Below are 21,948 nucleotides of genomic sequence, written 5' to 3' on the forward strand. Positions count from 1 at the left end.
TCGCTGCACGTCGGGGGCACCTGGCCGCTCCCGCCCTCTCGCTACGGCGAGCCTCGCAAGAATGCCCCCACCCGCTCGGCGGCCCGCTGCAAATGCCCTTCATGGGTAACGCCTGACGCTTTCAGCGGTTTGAGGTCGTGGTCGGCTGCCTGCAGCCAGCACAGCTCGATGGCCGGCGCCAGGGTATAGCCTTCGACGGCCTGGCGATTGCCCAGCGCGTCACGCTCGCCCTGGATGATCAGGCTGCGCGTGCGCAAGGTCGCCAGGTGCTCGGTGCGCGGTTTTTCCGGCTTGCCTGCGGCATAGAACGGGTAGCCCAGGCACACCAGCGCATCAGCGCCCAATTCATCGACCAGCAAACTGGCCATGCGTCCGCCCATGGACTTGCCGCCAACTGCCAGACGGCCCGCGACCAATGGTCGCACCTGCTGATACACCTCACGCCAGTGTTGCAGCAGAACCTTCTGCGGATTGGGCGGTCGCCTGCCGCCATCGATGCGCCGCTGGGTCATGTAGGGGAACTCGAAGCGCACCACCGCCACCCCTTGCCCTGTCAGCCTTTGCGCCATGCTCTGCATGAATGCGCTGTCCATCGGCGCACCTGCGCCATGGGCCAGGATCAGCCCCCCGGCAAACTCGCCGCAGCCCTGTACCGACGGGAGATCGCAGCGCAAGCCTGGGACTTTTCCGATCTGCGCCCATTGATCCCAGTCAATACCGGCCAATTGCCCATCTTCCATCCTTCCCTCGCTGTTTAGCCTGCCTATAACCGTGGATGGGAACCCATACATGAACACAACCCTCAGAGCCGCCTACAACTACAAGGTGGTCCGCCAATTCTCCATCATGACGGTGGTGTGGGGCATCGTCGGGATGGGGCTCGGCGTCTTCATCGCCGCCCAGCTCGTCTGGCCTGCCCTGAACTTCGACCTGCCGTGGACCAGCTTCGGCCGCCTGCGACCGCTGCACACCAACGCCGTGATCTTCGCCTTCGGCGGTTGCGCGCTATTCGCCACCTCCTACTACTCGGTGCAACGCACCTGCCAGACCACCCTGTTCGCGCCGAAACTGGCCGCGTTCACCTTCTGGGGCTGGCAGCTGGTGATTCTTCTGGCGGCGATCTCGCTGCCGCTTGGCTACACCAGTTCCAAGGAATACGCCGAGCTGGAATGGCCGATCGACATCCTCATCACCATCGTCTGGGTGGCCTACGCCATCGTCTTCTTCGGCACCCTGATGAAGCGCACCACCAAGCACATCTACGTGGGCAACTGGTTCTTCGGCGCCTTCATCCTGACCGTGGCGATTCTGCACATCGTCAACAACCTGGAAGTGCCGGTGAGCCTGACCAAGTCGTACTCGGTGTACGCCGGTGCCACCGACGCCATGGTGCAGTGGTGGTACGGTCACAACGCCGTGGGCTTCTTCCTCACCGCAGGCTTCCTGGGGATGATGTACTACTACGTGCCCAAGCAGGCCGAGCGGCCGGTGTATTCGTATCGCCTGTCGATCGTGCACTTCTGGGCACTGATCACCCTGTACATCTGGGCAGGTCCTCACCACCTGCACTACACCGCCCTGCCCGACTGGGCGCAATCGCTGGGCATGGTGATGTCGCTGGTGCTGCTGGCGCCGAGCTGGGGCGGCATGATCAACGGCATGATGACCCTCTCCGGGGCCTGGCACAAACTGCGCAGCGACCCGATTTTGCGCTTCCTCGTCGTGTCGCTGGCCTTCTACGGCATGTCGACCTTCGAAGGCCCGATGATGGCGATCAAGACCGTCAACGCGCTGTCCCACTACACCGACTGGACCATCGGCCACGTCCATGCCGGTGCGCTGGGCTGGGTGGCGATGATCTCCATCGGCGCCATGTACCACACCCTCCCCAAAGTGTTCGGCAAAGAGCGCATGTACAGCATCGGCCTGATCAACGCGCACTTCTGGCTGGCGACCATCGGCACCGTGCTGTACATCGCCTCGATGTGGGTCAACGGCATCGCCCAGGGCCTGATGTGGCGCGCGGTCAACAGCGACGGCACGCTGACCTACTCGTTCGTGGAAACCCTGGTCGCCAGCCACCCCGGCTTCATCGTGCGCTTCATCGGTGGTGCGATCTTCCTCACCGGCATGCTGCTGATGGCCTGGAACACCTGGCGCACCGTGCGCGCCCCGGCCAGTGCAGCCGCCACCGCCAACGCCCAGCTGGCCTGAGGAGAACCGCCTGATGAAACACGAAGCCATTGAAAAGAACGTCGGCCTGCTGGCCCTGCTGATGGTCCTCGCCGTCAGCGTCGGCGGCCTGACGCAGATCGTCCCGCTGTTCTTCCAGGACGTCACCAACACCCCGGTCGAGGGCATGAAGCCTTACACCGCGCTGCAACTCGAAGGCCGCGACATCTACATCCGCGAAGGCTGCGTCGGCTGCCACTCGCAGATGATCCGTCCGTTCCGCGCCGAGACCGAACGCTACGGCCACTACTCGGTAGCCGGTGAGAGCGTCTGGGACCACCCCTTCCTGTGGGGCTCCAAGCGCACCGGGCCGGACCTGGCCCGGGTCGGCAAGCGCTACTCGAATGACTGGCACCGCGCGCACTTGTACAACCCGCGCAACGTGGTGCCGGAATCGAAGATGCCGGCCTACCCGTGGCTGGTGGAGAACACCCTCGATGGCCGCGACACGGCGAAGAAGCTCGAAGTGATGCGCAGCCTCGGTGTGCCCTATACCGATGCCGACATCGCCGGCGCCCGCGACGCGGTCAAGGGCAAGAGCGAAATGGACGCCCTGGTGGACTACCTGCAAGTGCTCGGCACTGCGATCAAGAACAAGAGGTAATCGCGATGGAACTGGACATCGGCATGATCCGCGGCCTCGGCACCCTGGTGGTGATGATCGCGTTCATCGGCCTCACCCTGTGGGTGTTCAACCGTCGCCGCGACCGTGATTTCGCCGAGGCGCGCCTGCTGCCCTTCGGCGACGACAACCTGCCCCCTGAGGTGCAGGAGCCTGCCATGAGGAGTAACGGGCAATGACCACTTTCTGGAGTACGTACATCAGCGTACTGACCTTGGGCAGCCTGATCGGCCTGACCTGGCTGCTGCTCTCGACCCGCAAGGGCCAGAGCGACACCACCGATCAGACCATGGGCCACAGCTTCGACGGCATCGAGGAGTACGACAACCCGCTGCCCAAGTGGTGGTTCTGGCTGTTCGTCGGCACCTTGGTGTTCGCGGTGGGTTATCTGATCCTCTACCCTGGCCTGGGCAACTTCAAAGGCCTGTTGCCGGGTTACAAGGACGGCTGGACCGGCGTCAACGAATGGCAAAAGGAAATGGACCAGGCCGACGCCAGGTTCGGGCCGCTGTTCGCCAAGTACGCGGCGATGCCGGTTGAAGAGGTGGCCAAGGACCCGCAGGCGTTGAAGATGGGCGCTCGCCTGTTCGCCTCCAACTGCTCGGTGTGCCACGGCTCGGATGCCAAGGGCTCGTACGGTTTCCCCAACCTCACCGACCACAGCTGGCGCTGGGGCGGCGAGCCGGACACCATCAAGACCTCGATCATGAACGGGCGTACCGGGGTCATGCCGCCTTGGGCCGAGACCATCGGCGAGCAGGGCGTGGCGGATGTCTCGGCCTTCGTGCTGAGCCATCTGGCTGGCCGCAACCTGCCGGACACCGCCAAGGTCGATGTCGCCAAGGGCAAGGAGATCTTCGCCAGTACCTGTGTGGCCTGCCACGGCCCCGAGGGCAAAGGTATGGCATTGGTGGGCGCACCGGACCTGACCCAACCTCAGGCATTCATCTATGGCTCCAGCTTCGCCCAGTTGCAGCAGACCATCCGTTACGGCCGTACGGGCGTGATGCCGGCCCAGCACGACATCCTAGGCAACGACAAGGTGCACCTGCTGGCCGCCTATGTGTACAGCCTGTCGCAACCTGAACAGGACGAAGCGACCAGCGCCCGCTGAGTCTGCTGCACGTTGTTCGCGGGTGAACCGGAGCACCGGTTCACCCGCGCAGTGCTTCAAGCCATGGACGCTCCGTTTCTGGCATCCCCGCACCACCCCCCTCTCTGCTTTCTGCCCCTCTGCGACTTTGGCCTCGTTCGCCTAGCGCTTTCGCACGCCTGCCGATTCGCGGCGCCAGCAAAAAAAAACGCTGACCGTTCGATCAGAAAAAACAGAGAAACGGTACACATAACAATTATTTGTTTGTGTACACTCACCAGCACCCCATACCGGTGCATCCGTGCCGGACCGGGGGCGGGACACGGGTCGGCGCCAGCGTGCGTTGCCAGAAGCCGATGGGTTTCTGATACTGGCGCCGATTTTCGACCAACAAGAACATCAATACCGTGGAACCTTGCCATGAGCACTGCACCTGCAACGACCGCCTACAACTACCGGGTCGTGCGCCAGTTCGCCATCATGACGGTGGTCTGGGGCATCCTGGGCATGGGCCTGGGCGTCTTCATCGCCTCGCAGCTGGTCTGGCCCCAGCTCAACTTCGACCTGCCCTGGCTGAGCTTCGGGCGGCTGCGCCCGCTGCACACCAACCTGGTGATCTTCGCCTTCGGCGGCTGTGCACTGTTCGGCACCAGCTACTACGTGGTGCAGCGCACCTGCCAGACCCGCCTGGTGTCCGACGGCCTGGCCGCGTTCACCTTCTGGGGCTGGCAGGCGGTGATTCTCGGCGCGCTCATTACCCTGCCTCTGGGCTACACCACCAGCAAGGAATACGCCGAACTGGAGCTGCCCATCGCCGTGCTGCTGGCCATCGTCTGGGTCAGCTACGCGCTGGTGTTCTTCGGCACGCTGGTCAAGCGCAAGACCCGGCACATCTATGTCGGCAACTGGTTCTACGGGGCGTTCATCCTGGTCACGGCGATGCTGCACATCGTCAATCACGCGTCCTTGCCAGTGAGCTGGTTCAAATCGTATTCAGCCTATGCCGGCGCCACCGATGCGATGATCCAGTGGTGGTACGGGCACAATGCGGTGGGCTTTTTCCTCACCACCGGTTTTCTCGGCATGATGTACTACTTCGTGCCCAAGCAGGCCGAGCGGCCGATCTATTCCTATCGGCTGTCGATCGTGCATTTCTGGGCGCTGATCACCCTGTACATCTGGGCAGGCCCCCACCACCTGCACTACACCGCCCTGCCCGACTGGGCACAATCGCTGGGCATGGTCATGTCGATCATCCTCCTGGCGCCCAGTTGGGGCGGCATGATCAACGGCATGATGACCCTCTCAGGCGCCTGGCATAAGCTGCGCACCGACCCGATCCTGCGCTTTCTGGTGGTGTCGCTGGCGTTCTACGGCATGTCGACCTTCGAAGGCCCGATGATGGCGATCAAGACCGTCAACGCGCTGTCCCACTACACCGACTGGACCATCGGCCACGTGCACGCCGGTGCCCTGGGCTGGGTGGCGATGATTTCCATCGGCTCGGTCTATCACATGCTGCCGCGCCTGTATGGCCGCGAGCAGATGAACAGCGTTGGCCTGATCAACGCGCACTTCTGGCTGGCGACCATCGGCACCGTGCTGTACATCGCCTCGATGTGGGTCAACGGCATCACCCAGGGCCTGATGTGGCGGGCGGTCAACGACGACGGCACGCTCACCTATTCGTTCGTCGAATCCTTGCAGGCCAGCCACGCGGGCTACATCGTCCGCGCCCTGGGCGGGGCGATCTTCGCCTCGGGCATGCTGCTGATGGCCTGGAACACCTGGCGCACCGTGCGCGCCGCCAACCCGGCGCAGGCCGCTGATGCCGCGCGCATCGTCACCGTGGGGGCGCAGCGATGAAACATGAAGTGCTGGAGAAGAACGTCGGCCTGCTGGCCTTGTTCATGGTCATCGCCGTGAGCATCGGCGGGCTGACGCAGATCGTCCCGCTGTTCTTTCAGGACGTCACCAACCTGCCGGTCGAAGGCATGAAGCCGCGCACCGCGCTGGAAGTCGAAGGCCGCGATATCTACATCCGCGAAGGCTGCGTCGGCTGTCACTCGCAGATGATCCGCCCGTTCCGCGCCGAGACCGAGCGCTACGGCCACTATTCGGTGGCCGGCGAAAGCGTGTGGGATCACCCCTTCCTCTGGGGCTCGAAACGCACCGGGCCCGACCTTGCCCGGGTCGGCGGGCGCTACTCGGACGACTGGCACCGCGCGCACCTGTACAACCCGCGCAACGTGGTGCCGGAATCGAAGATGCCGGCCTACCCGTGGCTGGTGGAGAACACCCTGGATGGCCGCGACACGGCGAAGAAACTCCAGGTGCTGCGCACCCTCGGCGTGCCCTACAGCGACGCCGACATTGCCGGCGCGGCCTCGGCAGTCAAGGGCAAGACCGAAATGGACGCCCTGGTGGCCTATCTGCAAGGCCTGGGCACGCTGATCAAGAGCAAACGGTGACGCTATGGATATCGGAATGATTCGTGGCCTGGGCACCGTGGTGGTGCTGGTGGCCTTCATCGGCCTGGCCCTGTGGGTGTTCAGCCCCAAGCGCAAGAACGACTTCGACGAGGCCACCCGCCTGCCCTTCGCTGACGACGACCAGGCCCGCGAGCGCAAGGCGCAGGACAGTTCGAGGAGTGACCAGTCATGAGCACCGCCTGGAGCCTGTACATCACCGTGCTGACCCTCGGCACACTCATCGCCCTGACCTGGCTGCTGCTGTCGACGCGCAAGGGCCAGCGCGGCGATACCACCGAAGAGACCGTCGGGCACGCCTTCGACGGCATCGAGGAATACGACAACCCACTGCCAAAATGGTGGTTCTGGCTGTTCATCGCCACCTTGCTGTTCGCCGTCGGCTATCTGGTGCTGTACCCGGGGCTGGGCACATGGCGCGGCCTGCTGCCTGGCTACAGCTACCTGGATAACGCGGCCAGGACCGAATTCGCCACCGGCGGGCAAGGCTGGACCGGCGTACACGAATGGGAAAAGGAAATGGCCCGTGCCGAGGCGCGTTACGGCCCGCTGTTCGCCAAGTACGCGTCGATGCCAGTGGCCGAGGTGGCCAAGGACCCCAAGGCGCTGAAGATGGGCGGCCGCCTGTTCGCCTCCAACTGTGCGGTGTGTCACGGCTCGGATGCCAAGGGCGCCTATGGCTTTCCCAACCTCACCGACGACGTCTGGCGCTGGGGTGGTGAGCCGGACACCATCAAGGCCAGCATCATGAACGGCCGTATGGGGGTGATGCCCGGTTGGGCGCAGGTGCTCGGCGAGCAAGGCGTGACCGATGTCTCGGCGTTCGTGCTCAAGGAACTGGCCGGCCGCCCCCTGCCAGGCGACAGCAAGGCCAATGTCGACAACGGCCGTACGTTGTTCGCCACTACCTGCGTGGCCTGCCACGGCGCACAGGGCAAAGGCACGCCGATGATGGGCGCTCCCGACCTGACCCGGCCCGAGGCATTCATCTACGGTTCGAGCTTCGCCCAGTTGCAGCAGACCATCCGTTACGGGCGCAAAGGTGAGATGCCGGCCCAGGCGCAATTGCAGGGCGACGACCGCGTGCACCTGCTGGCGGCCTACGTCTACAGCCTGTCGCACCCGACCCCGGAGGCCAGCGAGCAAGGGCAATGAGGCGCGTGTTCAGACCTGCGCCGCTGTTGCCGCCGGTAGCTGATCCGGCTGATCTGGCAGCTTCCTGACCTGGGTCAATTGACATCCGCCATATCACGATAAAAGGCTAATCCCAATGCGACTAAAGGTCGCAGCGCCGTCATCCACCGTCATCGCGGGAGTATCATGGCGCCCCAGGAGTTGTACGAAAAGTCGCCGGCAGCGCACCGGTCTTTGACCTCGAACTCCACGCACGCGATTTCGACCGCGGCTGGCAGGTACCGGCCGCGGCACCCATTCCACCGCCGTGGGACACGATGATGAGCAAGCAGATTCCAGTACAGGACGTCACCCCACCTGCCAAGGGGACGGTCACGGTCGACCTCTACGCTTCACGGGAAAAAATCTACACCCGCGCCTTCACTGGCCTGTTCCGCCGCCTGCGCATGGTCGCCGGTGCAGGCCTGTTCTTGCTTTACTTCGGCACCGTGTGGCTGAACTGGGGCGGTCACCAGGCGGTGTGGTGGAACCTGCCCGAGCGCAAGTTCTACATCTTCGGCACCACCATCTGGCCGCAGGATTTCATCCTCCTGTCAGGCATCCTCATCGTCGCCGCCTTCGGCCTGTTCTTCATCACTGTGTACGCCGGCCGAGTATGGTGTGGCTACACCTGCCCGCAGAGCGTATGGACGTGGATCTTCATGTGGTGCGAGAAGGTCACCGAGGGCGACCGCAACCAGCGCATCAAGCTCGACAAGGCACCGATGAGCGCCAACAAGCTGCTGCGCAAGTCTGCCAAGCACAGCCTGTGGCTGCTGATCGGCTTCGTCACCGGCCTGACCTTCGTCGGTTACTTCTCGCCCATCCGTGACCTGGTGTTCGAACTGTTCACCGGTCAGGCCGATGGCTGGGCCTACTTCTGGGTCGGCTTCTTTACCCTGGCCACCTACGGCAACGCCGGCTGGCTGCGCGAACAGGTGTGCGTGCACATGTGCCCGTACTCGCGCTTCCAGAGCGTGATGTTCGACAAGGACACGCTGATCGTTTCCTACGACCCGCGCCGCGGTGAAGCCCGCGGCCCGCGCAAGAAAGGCAGCGACTATCAGGCCCAGGGCCTGGGCGAATGCATCGACTGCACCCTGTGCGTGCAGGTCTGCCCCACCGGCATCGACATCCGCGATGGCCTGCAGATCGACTGCATCGGTTGCGCCGCGTGCATCGATGCCTGTGACAACGTGATGGAAAAGATGAATTACCCCAAGGGGCTGGTCAGCTACACCACCGAACACAACCTCTCCGGCCAGCGCACGCAGATGCTGCGCCCGCGCCTGATCGGCTACGCCGCGGTGCTGCTGGTGATGATCGGCGCCCTGGCCACCGCCTTCGCCCTGCGCCCATTGGTGGGCCTGGACGTCAGCAAGGACCGCGTGCTGTACCGCGAGAACGTCCAAGGGCGGATCGAGAACGTCTACAGCCTCAAGGTCATGAACAAGGATCAGCACGATCACGTCTATGTGCTCGAGGCCAGCGGCCTGCCTGATCTGCGCCTTGAAGGCCGGCAGGAAATCGCCGTCGCTGCCGGCGACATCGTCAGCCTGCCGGTGCAGCTGTCGGTGGCCCCCGAGGCGCTGCCCTCGACCACCAACGAGATTACCTTCACCCTCAAGAGCGCCGACGACAGCGACATGCAGATCCACGCCCAGAGCCGCTTCATCGGCCCAGCCATTCGTTAAGGGAACCCGCTATGCCCGCTACAGCCGCCAGTCCCTGGTACAAGCATCTCTGGCCGTGGATCCTGATCGGGATCCTCACCTGCTCGGTGTGCCTGAGCCTGACCATGGTCAGCATCGCCGTGCGCAACCCGGATAACCTGGTCACTGACAACTACTACGAAGCCGGCAAGGGCATCAATCGCTCGCTGGACCGCGAGCTGCTGGCCCAGTCGCTGAACCTCAAGGCGCGTTTCGACCTCGACGAACTGACCGGCGAAGTGGCGCTGCGCCTGGACGGCGACAGCGACCCGCAGAGCCTGGAGATGAACCTGATCTCGCCGACCCAACCTGAGCGCGACCGCAAGGTGCAGCTCAACCGGGTTGCACCGGGGCGTTATGTCGGGCAGTTGGACGATCAGGTCGCGGGCCGTCGCTTCGTTGAACTGCTGGGGCAGCAGGACGGCAAGGTCTGGCGCCTGTTCGAGGAAGAAGACGTCGCCCACGGCGTGACCCTGGAGCTGGGCGACGAAGCCTTGCAGGGCGCCGAGCAACGCCCATGACCGAACCTGCCGGCGCGCCTGCAGCCTGCTATCACTGCGCCTTGCCAGTGCCTGCCGGAGCGCGCTTCAGCGCCGCCGTGCTGGGCGAGCCACGGCTGTTCTGCTGCCCCGGCTGCCAGGCGGTGGCCGAGTCGATCGTCGCCGGCGGACTTGAACACTACTACCAGCACCGCAGCCAGAGCAGCGCCAACCCCCAGGCGCTGGCGCAACAGGTGCAGGATGAGCTGGGCCTGTTCGACCGCGACGACGTGCAACGCGGCTTCGTCAGCCACAGCGGCGAGCTGGCCGAGGCCACGCTGATGGTCGAGGGCGTCAGTTGCGCGGCTTGCGGCTGGCTGATCGAGAAGCGCCTGCGCCAGTTACCGGGGGTGGCCGAGGCGCAGCTTAACTTGTCCAGCCATCGCTTGCGGATCAGCTGGGCCGATGCCGAACTGCCGCTGTCGCAGGTGCTCGGCGAGCTGCGGCGCATCGGCTACGCCGCCCATCCCTACCAACCCGACCAGGCCAGCGAACGCCTGGCCGCGGAAAACCGCAGCGCGTTGCGCCGCCTGGGTGTCGCGGGGCTGCTGTGGTTCCAGGCGATGATGGCGACCATGGCCACTTGGCCAGAATTCAATGCCGACCTTTCTCCCGAGCTGCACACCATCCTGCGCTGGGTGGCGCTGTTTCTGACAACGCCCATCGTTTTCTACAGCTGCGCGCCGTTCTTCAAGGGCGCCGCCCGAGACCTGCGCACCGGCCAGCTGACCATGGACGTGTCGGTGTCGCTGGCCATCGGCCTGGCCTTCGCCGCTGGCATCTGGACCGCCATCACCGGCAGCGGCGAGCTGTATTTCGACACAGTGGGCATGTTCGCGCTGTTTCTGCTCACCGGCCGCTACCTGGAACGTCGCGCGCGGCAGCGTACTGCGGCAGCCACCGCGCAGCTGGTCAACGTACTGCCCGCCTCGTGCCTGCGCCTGACCGCCGACGGCGAGGCGCAGCGGGTGTTGCTCAGCGAAGTGCAGGTCGGCGAACGCCTGCAGGTGCTGCCAGGGGCAGTGATTCCGGCCGATGGACGCATCGTCGAGGGTTGCTCGAGCGTCGACGAATCGCTGCTCACCGGCGAATACCTGCCGCTGCCGCGCCGCCAGGGCGAGCAGGTCACCGGCGGCACGTTGAATGTGGAAAGCAGCCTGGTCGTCGAGGTCGAGGCACTCGGCCAGGCCACCCGACTGTCGGCCATCGTGCGCCTGCTGGAACGCGCCCAGGCGGAAAAGCCACGCCTGGCGCGCTTGGCCGACCGCGCTGCGCGGCTGTTTCTGCTGTGTTCGCTGATCGGCGCGCTGGTGATCGGGGCGCTGTGGTGGCAACTGGATGCGAGCCGCGCATTCTGGATCGTCCTGGCCATGCTGGTGGCGACCTGCCCGTGCGCACTGTCGCTGGCCACCCCGACCGCGCTGACCGCAGCAACCGGCACCTTGCATCGACTCGGTTTGCTGGTGACCCGCGGGCATGTGCTGGAGGGGCTGAACCAGATCGACACGGTGGTGCTGGACAAGACCGGCACCCTCACCGAAGGTCGCCTGACCCTGCGCAGCATTCATCCGCTGGCCACCCTCGACAGCGATCAGTGCCTGGCCTTGGCCGCGGCGCTGGAAACCCGCTCCGAGCACCCGATCGCGCGGGCCTTCGGCCACGCCGCGCAGGCCGCCGAGGCGGTGCAGAGCACTCCAGGGCTGGGCCTGCAAGGCGAGCTCGAGGGGCGGCGCCTGCGCATCGGCCAGGCGGCGTTCGTCTGCGCCCTGAGCGGCGCCGACGTGCCCCCGGCGCCCAGTACCCGCGGGCAGTGGCTGCTGCTGGGCGATCAGTACGGTCCGCTGGCGTGGTTCGCGCTGGATGACCGTCTGCGTGACGACGCCCCAGCCCTGCTCGCCGCCTGCAAGGCCCGTGGCTGGCGCACCGTGCTGCTGTCCGGTGACAGCTCGCCAATGGTCGCCGAAGTGGCCGCGCAACTGGGCATCGACCAGGCCATCGGCGGCCTGCGCCCCGACGACAAGCTGGCCCGACTCAAGGCCCTGCAAAACGCCGGGCACAAGGTGCTGATGCTCGGCGACGGCGTCAACGACGTGCCAGTGCTGGCCGCAGCGGACATCAGCATCGCCATGGGCAGCGCCACGGATCTTGCCAAGACCAACGCCGATGCGGTGCTGTTGTCGAACCGTCTCGACGCTCTGGTCCAAGCCATCGAACTGGCCCGCCGCACGCGGCGCAACATCGTGCAGAACCTGCTCTGGGCCACCCTCTACAACGGCTTGATGCTACCCTTCGCGGCGCTGGGCTGGATTACCCCGGTGTGGGCCGCCATCGGCATGTCGCTGAGTTCACTGATCGTGGTGCTCAATGCCTTGCGTCTGAGCCGCTCGGCGCCCGAGCCTGCTGTGCCGTCCGCGACCCCGATGCCACTGGCGGTGGCCCCATGAGCCCGCCGTGGCGGGCGACCGCTTCACCCTTTTACTTGCGAGCCTGCCGACCATGCCTGCCCTGTACATCATGATCCCCGCTGCCGTGCTGCTGGTCGGTGTGGCGATCTACATCTTTTTCTGGGCAGTCGACAGCGGCCAGTACGACGACCTCGACAGCCCGGCGCACAGCATTCTTTTCGACGACCAGGACCCGGCGCACCAGGCCGCGATTCATTCCCAACAGCACACCGATGCTCACCAGGATGCGCAGCGCCGTGAGTGAACTGCTGCCCCTGCTGGGATCGGCACTGGTGCTTGGCCTGCTCGGCAGCGGCCATTGCCTGGGCATGTGCGGCGGGCTAATGGGGGCGCTGACCCTGGCCATCCCGCCCGAGCAGCGCGCGCGCCGGGTGCGCCTGCTGCTGGCCTACAACCTCGGCCGGGTGCTCAGCTACGCCTGTGCCGGCCTGCTGCTGGGCCTGGCCGGCTGGGCGGTGGCCAGCAGCCCGCTGGCACTGGCCCTGCGCGTGCTGGCTGCGTTGCTGCTGATTGCCATGGGCCTGTACCTGGCCGGCTGGTGGAGTGGGCTGACCCGTGTCGAGGCGCTGGGCCGCGGCCTCTGGCGCCACCTGCAGCCGCTGGCCACGCGCCTGCTGCCAGTGCGCAGCGTACCGCGGGCGCTGTTGCTCGGCGCGCTGTGGGGCTGGCTGCCCTGCGGCCTGGTGTACAGCACCCTGCTGTGGGCAGCCAGCCAGGGCAATGCCACCCACAGCGCGTTGCTGATGCTGGCCTTTGGCGTCGGCACCTGGCCACTGCTGCTGTGCACCGGACTTGCCGCCGAGCGTGTCGCGGCGCTGTTGCACAGGGGCTCGGTGCGCCGGGCCGGCGGTGTGCTGGTGGTGCTCTTCGGCCTGTGGACTTTACCCGGGCCCCATCAGCATTGGCTGATGGGCCACTGAGCGGCTGGCGTGCTACGCGCCGTTTGCCGTTGATGCAAATCAACACCCCCGCCACCCCTGCGCCCTAGACTCGGTCCCACGCTGCTCTATCCAGGGACTACCCACATGCTCGACGATCTGCGTTGGGATACCGATCTGATCCGCCGCTACGATCTCAGCGGCCCGCGCTACACCTCCTACCCCACCGCCTTGCAACTGCACAGCGAAGTGGGCTCGTTCGACCTGCTACACGCCCTGCGCGAAAGCCGCCGGGCGGTGCGCCCGCTGTCGCTGTACGTGCACGTGCCGTTCTGCGCGAACATCTGCTACTACTGCGCCTGCAACAAGATCATCACCAAGGACCGTGCCCGCGCCCAGCCGTACCTGCAACGCCTGGAGCAGGAAATCCAGCTCATCGCCTGCCACCTCGACAGCCGCCAGACCGTCGAGCAACTGCATTTCGGTGGCGGCACACCGACCTTCCTCAGCCACGTCGAATTGCGCCAGCTGATGGCCACGCTGCGCCAGCACTTCACCCTGCTGGACGACGACTCTGGCGACTACGGCATCGAAATCGACCCGCGCGAGGCCGACTGGTCGACCATGGGCCTGCTGCGTGAGCTGGGATTCAACCGCGTCAGCCTCGGCGTGCAGGACCTCGACCCTGCCGTGCAACGGGCAGTCAATCGCCTGCAAAGCCTGGAGCAGACCCGCACCCTGATCGAAGCGGCGCGCACCTTGCAGTTCCGCTCGGTCAACCTCGACCTGATCTATGGCCTGCCCAAGCAGACCCCAGAGGGCTTTGCCCGCACCGTCGAAGAAGTCATCCAGCTGCAACCGGATCGCCTGTCGGTGTTCAACTACGCGCACCTGCCCGAGCGCTTCATGCCCCAGCGGCGCATCGACAGCAGCGAACTGCCGGCACCGGCAGCCAAGCTGGAAATGCTGCACACCACCATCGAGCAACTGACCGCCGCCGGCTACCGCTACATCGGCATGGACCACTTCGCCCTGCCCGACGATGAGCTGGCCATTGCCCAGGAAGAAGGCACCTTGCAGCGCAATTTCCAGGGCTACACCACCCACGGACACTGCGACCTGATCGGCCTGGGCGTCTCGGCCATCAGCCAGATCGGCGACCTCTACAGCCAGAACAGCAGCGACCTGGCGATCTACCAGCAAAGCCTGTCGAGCGCACAACTGGCGACCCAACGAGGCCTGGTCTGCAACCGTGACGACCGTATTCGCCGGGCGGTGATCCAACAGCTGATCTGCCATTTCGAGCTGGACTTCGAGCAGATCGAAAGCGCCTTCGGCATCGATTTTCGCGGCTACTTCGTCGCTGAATGGCCGGCCTTGCAAACCTTGCAGCGCGACGGCCTGATCAGCGTCGATGCGCAGCGTATCGAAGTCCTGCCGGCCGGACGCCTGCTGGTGCGCTCGGTGTGCATGGTGTTCGACGCCTACCTGGCTCAGCATTCGCAACAGCGCTTCTCGCGGGTGATATGACCCGCACCGAAACCTATCAGGCATGGACAGCCTGTTCTGGATTCAATGGAAGAAGCGTTTCCACCCACGGCACTGCACTGCGTGCCCCTGCAGTCGCGGCGCACCACAACAGCGCACGCTGGCTACTGCCCACACCGTGAGGTACCCTTACGGCTTATGTGTGCTTTCCACAAGGATCGAAAGAAAATGTCCGAGCCAGTAAAACTGCGCCCCCACAACCAGGCCCACTGCAAGGATTGCAGTCTGGCCCCCCTGTGCCTGCCCCTGTCCCTGAACCTGGAAGACATGGACGCACTGGATGAAATCGTCAAGCGCGGTCGTCCCCTGAAGAAAGGCGAGTTCCTGTTCCGCCAGGGGGATAATTTCGGCTCGGTGTATGCCGTGCGCTCAGGCGCGCTGAAAACCTTCAGCCTGAGCGACAGCGGCGAGGAACAGATCACCGGCTTCCACCTGCCCAGCGAGCTGGTCGGCCTGTCGGGCATGGACACCGAAGCCTACCCGGTGTCAGCCCAGGCCCAGGAAACCACCTCGGTGTGTGAAATCCCCTTCGAGCGTCTCGACGAACTGTCGGTGCAATTGCCGCAATTGCGCCGCCAGTTGATGCGGGTCATGAGCCGGGAAATCCGCGACGACCAGCAGATGATGCTGCTGCTGTCGAAAAAGACCGCCGATGAGCGCATCGCCACCTTCCTGGTCAATCTGTCGGCACGCTTCCGCGCCCGCGGCTATTCGGCCAATCAGTTCCGCCTGAGCATGTCGCGCAACGAGATCGGCAATTACCTGGGCCTGGCAGTGGAAACCGTGTCGCGGGTGTTCACCCGCTTCCAGCAGAACGGCCTGCTCAAGGCCGAGGGCAAAGAGGTGCATATCCTCGACCCGATCCAGCTGTGCGCCCTGGCCGGCGGCTCGATGGACGCCTGATCGCCGGGTGATTTGGGTATACTGGCCGCAGTTTTTCCAGGATACCCGCCACATGCACAGCGACACCTTCGACCTCAAAGCCCTGATTCGCCCGGTCCCTGACTTTCCCAAACCGGGCGTCATCTTTCGCGACATCACCCCGCTGTTCCAGTCGCCGCGAGGCCTGCGCTACGTAGCCGATCAGTTCATCGAACGCTATGTCGAAGCGCCGTTCAGCCACATCGGGGCGATGGATGCACGCGGCTTTCTGATCGGCTCGATCATCGCCCACCAGCTCAACAAGCCGCTGATCCTGTTCCGCAAACAGGGCAAGCTGCCGGCGGATGTCTTGTCCGAGGGCTATCAGACCGAATACGGCGAGGCCTTCCTCGAAGTGCACGCCGACAGCCTGTGCGAGGGTGATTCGGTGGTGATCTTCGATGACCTGATCGCCACCGGCGGCACGCTGCTGGCAGCCACCCAGCTGATTCGTCGCACCGGCGCCCAAGTGTTCGAGGCCGCGGCGATCATCGACCTGCCCGAACTGCAAGGCTCGCAGCGCCTTCAAGACACCGGCGTGCCGACCTTCTGCCTGACCGAGTTTTCGCTGGCCGAATACTGAGCATTCTTGGCGCAGTGGCTCGGACCGGCCTCGCCGGCCTTCGCGGGTAAACCCGCTCCTACGCCAAACCGGTAGGGAATAGGTTTACCCAGCGCCCTGCTGTTCTCTCAATACACGATCGGCTTGCGCCCGGCAAAGGCATGCGCCAGGGTGCCGCCATCGACCAGCTCCAGCTCACCACCCAGCGGCACGCCATGGGCGATACGCGTGGCGCTCAGGCCTTTCTCGGCGAGCAGCTGGGCAATGTAGTGCGCAGTCGCTTCGCCTTCGACGGTGGGGTTGGTGGCCAGGATCACCTCGGTGAAGGTGCCCTGCTCTTCGATGCGCGCCATCAGTTGCGGAATGCCGATCGCCTCAGGCCCCAGGCCATCGAGGGGTGAAAGATGCCCCTTTAGTACGAAGAAGCGTCCGCGGTAGCCGGTCTGGTCGACGGCGAACATGTCCATCGGCCCTTCCACCACACACAGTTGCGTATCGTCACGGCGCGGGTCCGCGCATTGTGGGCACAGCTCCTGCTCGGTCAGCGTGCGGCATTGACGGCAATGGCCCACGCCCTCCATGGCCTGGCCGAGCGCCTGGGCCAGGCGCGTACCGCCGCTGCGGTCACGCTCGAGCAGCTGCAAGGCCATGCGCTGGGCGGTTTTCTGACCCACGCCCGGCAGAATGCGCAGGGCGTCGATCAGTTGGCGAATCAGGGGGCTGAAGCTCATGGGGCGGACCTGCGCTGGACGAGTGGTGAAACGCGCGAGGGAGCGGCAGCCTTGCGGCTACTGCTCCCCCGTGGCAAACGAATGAAAATCAGAACGGCATCTTGAAGCCCGGCGGCAGTTGCATGCCGGCGGTCATGTTGCCCATTTTCTCCTGGTTGTTCTGCTCGACCTTGCGCACGGCGTCGTTGACGGCGGCGGCGATGAGGTCCTCGAGCACTTCCTTGTCTTCCTGCATCAGGCTGTCGTCCAGGCTGATGCGCTTGACGTCATGACGGCCGGTCATCACCACGCTGACCAAGCCGGCGCCGGACTGACCGGTGACTTCTGCCTTGGCCAGCTCTTCCTGGGCCTTGGCCATTTTTTCCTGCATTTGCTGGGCCTGCTTCATCAGACCCGCCATGCCACCTTTCATCATAGGAACTACCTCGATTGGCTGTGTGCTGCCGCCCGGTGCGAACCGGGCGTCTGGATATTCGTTCAAGTGCCCGGGCTGATCTGGGCGTCTACCGGGGTAATAGTATCTTGCCGCACGGTGGCGCCAAACCGCTGCATCATCTGCTGGATCAACGGATCCTGCTCGATCGCGACCTCTGCCTCACGCTGACGCTCGGCGCGTTTGCGCGCCGCAGCCTGGGCCGGGGTCTCCTGCTCGGGCCGCACCAGTTCGATGGCAAGGCTCAAGGTACGGCCGAAATGCTGGTTCAGCGCCTCGTTGAGCCGGCGCTGCTGGGTAATGTTGAACAGCGCGCCCTGGGCCGGATCGAGGTGCAGCAGCCAATGATCGTTGTCGTTGGAGATCAGCGTGCAGTTGGCGGCGATATTGCCCGTCATACCCGAGACCGGCAGCGTCGGGAATAATTCCAGCCACTCCAATGCAAGGCCGGTGGCCGGTTGCGCAGCGGGCAGAGGTTCAGCCGGCGCCGCGGGCGCTTCTTCCTGGACGTGTTCGGCCAGCTCATCGAGGTAGCTGAAGGCCACAGGCTCGGCCGAGGCGGCCTCGTAGTCTTCATCGGGCGGAATATCGCCATCGCGATCCATGCCGGCCGACGCGTAGGCCGAGGGGTCGAAGGGGGGCTGGTCATCGTCGATCTGCAGCGACGCTGCTTCGGGCGTCGCTAGCGCCGCGACGGGTGTCGGACGCGGTTCAGCCATGGGCACAGGCTCAGGCGTCGACGACACCTGCCAAGGCACGTCGATGGACGGCGCGGCCTGATGTTCAGGCTCGGCGCTGCTTTCCGAAAGATCGTCGGGCTCAGGCGATTGCACCGACGCCTGCACGGCAGTCGGCGCAGGCTGTGCAGGCTCGACCGGGGCTGCCACCGGCTGCGCGGAATCAGCTGTGGCCTGGCTGATCCCCACTGGCTTTAGCACGGGCCTGGGCGCATCGTCATGGTCGGCTGGACGAAACGCCAGCATGCGCAGCAGGACCATCTCGAAGCCACCGCGTGGCTCGGGCGCCAGTGGCAGGTCACGCCGGCCGATCAGGCCCATCTGGTAATAGAACTGGACATCTTCTGCCGGCAAGGCCTGGGCCAGTGCCAGCACCCGCTCGCGGTCGCCCTGGCCATTGTCGACGGCTTCGGGCAGCGCTTGGGCAATGGCGACGCGGTGCAGCACGTTGAGCATTTCCGCCAGCACACCGCTCCAGTCCGGGCCTTGCTCGGCCAGCTCACGCACCGCTTCGAGCAGAGCCCGCGCATCGCCTTCGAGCAAGGCCTGCAGCACGCCGTACACCTGGCCGTGGTCGAGCGTGCCGAGCATCGCCCGCACGTCGGCCGCCAGCACCTTGCCCTCGCCAAAGGCGATGGCCTGGTCGGTCAGGCTCATGGCGTCGCGCATCGAGCCATCGGCGGCGCGGCCCAGTAGCCACAGGGCGTCGTCTTCGAACGGCACGTTCTCGGCGCCGAGCACGTGCTGCAGGTGCTCGACCACCCGCTCGGGGGTCATGTTCTTCAGCGAGAACTGCAGGCAGCGCGACAGGATCGTGGCCGGCAGCTTTTGCGGGTCGGTGGTGGCCAGGATGAACTTGACGTACGGCGGCGGCTCTTCGAGGGTCTTGAGCAATGCGTTGAACGAATGGCTCGAGAGCATGTGCACTTCGTCGATCAGGTAGACCTTGAAGCGTCCACGGCTTGGCGCGTACTGCACGTTATCGAGCAGCTCGCGGGTGTCCTCGACCTTGGTGCGGCTGGCGGCGTCGATCTCGATCAGGTCGACGAAGCGGCCTTCATCGATTTCCCGGCACACCGAGCAGGTGCCGCAGGGCGTCGAGGTGATGCCGGTTTCACAGTTCAGGCACTTGGCGATGATGCGCGCGATGGTGGTCTTGCCGACGCCGCGGGTGCCGGTGAACAGGTAGGCGTGGTGCAGGCGCTGGTTGTCGAGCGCGTTGATCAAGGCCTTGAGCACGTGGGTCTGGCCGACCATTTCGCGGAACGAGCGCGGACGCCATTTTCGTGCAAGGACCTGATAACTCATGAAAAACGTCGAACCTGAGCGAGCAAAGAGGGCTAATGCTAGCGGAGCGGGGGAAGAATTGCACCTTGCACAATGCCGCGCGGCACCGGGTTGGCCCGCGCGGCCGATCAGACAGCCATCGACCACGCGAAACTAAACACAACTGAGAATGCGAAAACTTTTTATTTACATTTTTTTCACAAACTCATAGCCTTCTGCCTGCACTGACGGCCCAGTGCCCTCCCCCCTGAAACGGATGTTCTTTCCTGTCGAACCTCGACCCCGCCCTGTTCACGGCGTAGGTCCGCTTGGGCTGTGCCTGAGGATTTTCCAGCATGAATCGTTTTCCCCTGTGCCGTCTGGCGCTGTTCGTCTCGCTGGCCAGCGCCAGCGCTCTGCTCCACGCTGCGCAGGTGGTCGAACTCGGTGCCAGCAACATCACCGCCGACGCCGACAGCCTGAAGAACCAGACGACCACCGAAGGCAGCCGCTCGTACACCACAGGCGCGATGAGCACCTCGGCGGGCCTGCCGCTGTCGGTTCGCCAGACCCCGCAGTCGGTCAGCGTCATCACCCGCCAACGCATCGAAGACCAGGGGCTCAACGACCTCAACGACGTCGTGAAGTCAGCCCCCGGCGTCACCCTGCGCAAGTTCGGCTCGGACCGTCAGGAGTTTCTCGCCCGCGGCTTTCGCATCGACAACGTCATGTTCGATGGCCTGCCCAGCTCGCTGAGCACCTTCGCCCTCGACACCATGGCCTCGCCGGATCTGGCCATCTACGACCGCATCGAAGTGGTGCGCGGCGCGACCGGTTTGACCACCGGTGCGGGTGATCCGTCGGCAACGCTGAACCTGGTACGCAAGCGGCCCACCGACACCCCGCAGGTGAGCGTGACCACCAGCGCCGGCAGCTGGGATCGCTACCGCACCGAAGTCGATGCGTCCAACAGGCTCAACGCAAGCGGAACCGTGCGTGGCCGCGTGGTGGCCGCCTATGCCGACAACCACAGCTTCGTCGATGTACGCGAGAGCAAGAACCAGACCTTCTACGGCGTGCTGGAAGCCGACCTCGACGCCGCGACCACCGTCACCCTCGGCGCCTCGAAACAGCGTCAGGACAAGACCTCGGACTGGGGCGGCCTGCCCAGCGGCCCCAATGGCGAAAACCTCGGCCTGTCGCGCTCGACCTACCTCGCAGGCAAATGGGCCTACTGGGACCAGGACAACTACACGCTGTTCGGCGACATCACCCACACCTTCGCCAACGGCTGGAAAACCAAGCTGGCCCTGCAGAAGATGTGGAACGATTCCGACACGTTCTCCAACTACCTCGGCTCGACCAACAGCACCTGGGCCTACACTTCGGTGGACGATCTGGGCACAGCGTCCGGGCACTACCTCACCGACGACGACCTGTTCAACGTCGACGCCTCGCTCAGCGGCGCCTTCGACGCCCTGGGCCGTGAGCACGAATTCCAGGCAGGTGTGAGCCGACGCAAAGAGGACTACCACATCCGTGGCGGCTACTCGGGCCTGACGCCAATCGATATCTACAACTTCGATCCGGGCAGTGTGAAGAAGCCTGAGGCGCTCAGTCCTTATGCGAACAAGACCACGACCACCGAAGAAGCGGCTTACGCAGTGGTTCGCCTCAACCCCATCGACCCTCTGCACGTGATTCTGGGCGGGCGGGTGAACTGGTTCGAATTTAAGAACGAAACCTCTGGTTCGGGCTACAAGGCAACCGGCGAATTCACCCCCTACGCGGGCGTGATCTACGACCTCAACGACACCTATTCGGCCTACGCCAGCTACACCGAGATCTACAAGCCCCAGGACGTCCAGGACTCGGCCGGCAATGTGCTCGACCCGATGACCGGCGACAGCTACGAAATCGGCCTGAAAGGTGAGTACTTCAACGGCGCGCTGAACGCTTCGGTCGCCTTGTTCGACATGACCCAACAGAACCGTCCCTATGCCCTGGCATCGAGCGTGTCAGGCTGCAACCCGCAGGTCACTTGCTATGCCGCAGCAGGCGAAGTGCGTAGCCGCGGCATCGATACCGAGATCAGCGGCGCACTCACGCCGAACTGGAACTTCTCGGCCTCCTACACCCTGTTGCTGAGTCAATACACCAAGGACAACACCTTCGAGGACAAGCGCTTCGCCCCGGAACAGCCCAAACACCTGTTCAAGGCTGCCACCACCTACAACCTCACCGGTGACCTGAGCAAATGGCGCGTCGGCGCTGACGTATTCGCCCAGAGCGACACCTACAACCGCGTCGGCACCGGCCACGCCGTGCAGGACAGCTATGCCGTGCTGGGCCTGATGGCCGGCTACCGCTTCGACGAGCACTGGGATGGCCGTGTCAACCTCAACAACGTGACCGACGAGAAGTACTGGCAGGGTATTCCCACCGGCACCGGCATGGGCACCTATGGCGATCCGCGCAACCTGATGTTCAGCCTGAAGTGGACGCTGTAACGCTGGACACGTGAGCCAGCGCGCTGTGAACTGTCAC

The 21,948-nt window shown here is 64.7% G+C and carries 21 protein-coding genes; 17 read left to right on the forward strand and 4 right to left on the reverse strand.

The features are described 5' to 3' along the window. Positions 1–41: 41 nt before the first annotated feature. The gene (locus LK03_RS19695) at positions 42–740 is read right to left on the reverse strand and encodes an alpha/beta family hydrolase (protein WP_038414233.1); all 699 of its coding nucleotides are present in this window, start codon (positions 738–740) and stop codon (positions 42–44) included. A gap of 49 nt (positions 741–789) precedes the next feature. On the opposite strand from LK03_RS19695, the gene ccoN (LK03_RS19700) reads away from it, so the two are divergent. The 16 genes from ccoN (LK03_RS19700) (at position 790) to LK03_RS19775 (ending at position 16,255) form a co-directional block, all read left to right on the forward strand. Beyond that, positions 790–2,214: a cytochrome-c oxidase, cbb3-type subunit I gene (gene ccoN / locus LK03_RS19700; protein ID WP_038414234.1), complete on the forward strand. Its 1,425-nt coding sequence runs from the start codon at positions 790–792 to the stop codon at positions 2,212–2,214. A gap of 13 nt (positions 2,215–2,227) precedes the next feature. Further along, positions 2,228–2,836, forward strand: a complete 609-nt coding sequence (gene ccoO, locus LK03_RS19705; RefSeq protein ID WP_038414236.1) for a cytochrome-c oxidase, cbb3-type subunit II — start codon at positions 2,228–2,230, stop codon at positions 2,834–2,836. A gap of 5 nt (positions 2,837–2,841) precedes the next feature. Continuing rightward, complete coding sequence (locus LK03_RS19710) at positions 2,842–3,033, forward strand: cbb3-type cytochrome oxidase subunit 3 (protein ID WP_028693778.1); 192 nt, start codon at positions 2,842–2,844, stop codon at positions 3,031–3,033. Continuing rightward, positions 3,030–3,968, forward strand: coding sequence for a cytochrome-c oxidase, cbb3-type subunit III (gene ccoP / locus LK03_RS19715; RefSeq protein WP_038414237.1), 939 nt, complete (start codon positions 3,030–3,032; stop codon positions 3,966–3,968). Before LK03_RS19710 ends, ccoP (LK03_RS19715) begins: the two co-directional genes overlap by 4 nt. 399 nt (positions 3,969–4,367) lie before the next feature. Beyond that, positions 4,368–5,813: a cytochrome-c oxidase, cbb3-type subunit I gene (ccoN, locus tag LK03_RS19720; RefSeq protein ID WP_038414238.1), complete on the forward strand. Its 1,446-nt coding sequence runs from the start codon at positions 4,368–4,370 to the stop codon at positions 5,811–5,813. Further along, the gene (ccoO, locus tag LK03_RS19725; RefSeq protein ID WP_038414240.1) at positions 5,810–6,418 is read left to right on the forward strand and encodes a cytochrome-c oxidase, cbb3-type subunit II; all 609 of its coding nucleotides are present in this window, start codon (positions 5,810–5,812) and stop codon (positions 6,416–6,418) included. Before ccoN (LK03_RS19720) ends, ccoO (LK03_RS19725) begins: the two co-directional genes overlap by 4 nt. 4 nt (positions 6,419–6,422) lie before the next feature. Beyond that, positions 6,423–6,611, forward strand: coding sequence for a CcoQ/FixQ family Cbb3-type cytochrome c oxidase assembly chaperone (locus LK03_RS19730; RefSeq protein ID WP_038414242.1), 189 nt, complete (start codon positions 6,423–6,425; stop codon positions 6,609–6,611). Continuing rightward, positions 6,608–7,591 (forward strand): cytochrome-c oxidase, cbb3-type subunit III, encoded by a 984-nt coding sequence (gene ccoP / locus LK03_RS19735; RefSeq protein ID WP_038414243.1) that lies wholly within the window; start codon positions 6,608–6,610, stop codon positions 7,589–7,591. The genes LK03_RS19730 and ccoP (LK03_RS19735) overlap by 4 nt, the downstream gene beginning before the upstream one ends. A 299-nt stretch (positions 7,592–7,890) precedes the next feature. Further along, positions 7,891–9,303, forward strand: coding sequence for a cytochrome c oxidase accessory protein CcoG (gene ccoG / locus LK03_RS19740; protein WP_038414244.1), 1,413 nt, complete (start codon positions 7,891–7,893; stop codon positions 9,301–9,303). 11 nt (positions 9,304–9,314) lie between these two features. Then, complete coding sequence (locus LK03_RS19745) at positions 9,315–9,842, forward strand: FixH family protein (RefSeq protein WP_038414246.1); 528 nt, start codon at positions 9,315–9,317, stop codon at positions 9,840–9,842. Continuing rightward, entirely contained in the window at positions 9,839–12,304 is a 2,466-nt protein-coding gene (locus tag LK03_RS19750; protein WP_038414247.1) for a heavy metal translocating P-type ATPase, read from the forward strand. The genes LK03_RS19745 and LK03_RS19750 overlap by 4 nt, the downstream gene beginning before the upstream one ends. Before the next feature lie 52 nt (positions 12,305–12,356). Further along, positions 12,357–12,569 carry a cbb3-type cytochrome oxidase assembly protein CcoS gene (ccoS, locus tag LK03_RS19755; RefSeq protein WP_038414846.1) on the forward strand — a complete coding sequence of 71 codons (213 nt, stop codon included), beginning with the start codon at positions 12,357–12,359 and terminating at the stop codon, positions 12,567–12,569. After that, complete coding sequence (locus tag LK03_RS19760; RefSeq protein ID WP_038414847.1) at positions 12,562–13,245, forward strand: sulfite exporter TauE/SafE family protein; 684 nt, start codon at positions 12,562–12,564, stop codon at positions 13,243–13,245. Before ccoS ends, LK03_RS19760 begins: the two co-directional genes overlap by 8 nt. 105 nt (positions 13,246–13,350) lie before the next feature. Further along, on the forward strand, positions 13,351–14,733 hold the full coding sequence (gene hemN / locus LK03_RS19765; protein WP_038414248.1) for an oxygen-independent coproporphyrinogen III oxidase: 1,383 nt from the start codon (positions 13,351–13,353) through the stop codon (positions 14,731–14,733). A 186-nt stretch (positions 14,734–14,919) separates the two neighbouring features. Next, a complete protein-coding gene (gene fnrA, locus LK03_RS19770; RefSeq protein WP_028693790.1) occupies positions 14,920–15,654 on the forward strand; it encodes a Crp/Fnr family transcriptional regulator FnrA in 735 nt (244 codons plus the stop codon). Positions 15,655–15,706: 52 nt separating this feature from the next. Next, a complete protein-coding gene (locus LK03_RS19775) occupies positions 15,707–16,255 on the forward strand; it encodes an adenine phosphoribosyltransferase (RefSeq protein WP_038414249.1) in 549 nt (182 codons plus the stop codon). Between the two features lie 107 nt (positions 16,256–16,362). Here LK03_RS19775 and recR read toward each other — a convergent pair whose 3' ends face one another. The 3 genes from recR to dnaX all read right to left on the reverse strand — a co-directional run bounded on the left by recR (position 16,363) and on the right by dnaX (position 19,443). Beyond that, positions 16,363–16,965, reverse strand: a complete 603-nt coding sequence (gene recR, locus LK03_RS19780) for a recombination mediator RecR (protein ID WP_038414250.1) — start codon at positions 16,963–16,965, stop codon at positions 16,363–16,365. Positions 16,966–17,053: 88 nt separating this feature from the next. Continuing rightward, positions 17,054–17,380, reverse strand: coding sequence for a YbaB/EbfC family nucleoid-associated protein (locus tag LK03_RS19785; protein WP_028693793.1), 327 nt, complete (start codon positions 17,378–17,380; stop codon positions 17,054–17,056). Between the two features lie 62 nt (positions 17,381–17,442). Beyond that, entirely contained in the window at positions 17,443–19,443 is a 2,001-nt protein-coding gene (gene dnaX / locus LK03_RS19790; protein ID WP_038414251.1) for a DNA polymerase III subunit gamma/tau, read from the reverse strand. A gap of 314 nt (positions 19,444–19,757) precedes the next feature. Here dnaX and LK03_RS19795 point away from each other — a divergent pair, with 314 nt between their 5' ends. After that, the gene (locus LK03_RS19795) at positions 19,758–21,911 is read left to right on the forward strand and encodes a TonB-dependent siderophore receptor (protein WP_081951650.1); all 2,154 of its coding nucleotides are present in this window, start codon (positions 19,758–19,760) and stop codon (positions 21,909–21,911) included. Positions 21,912–21,948: the final 37 nt, after the last annotated feature.

The sequence above is a fragment of the Pseudomonas cremoricolorata genome (genome assembly GCF_000759535.1).
Lineage (GTDB): Bacteria > Pseudomonadota > Gammaproteobacteria > Pseudomonadales > Pseudomonadaceae > Aquipseudomonas > Aquipseudomonas cremoricolorata_A.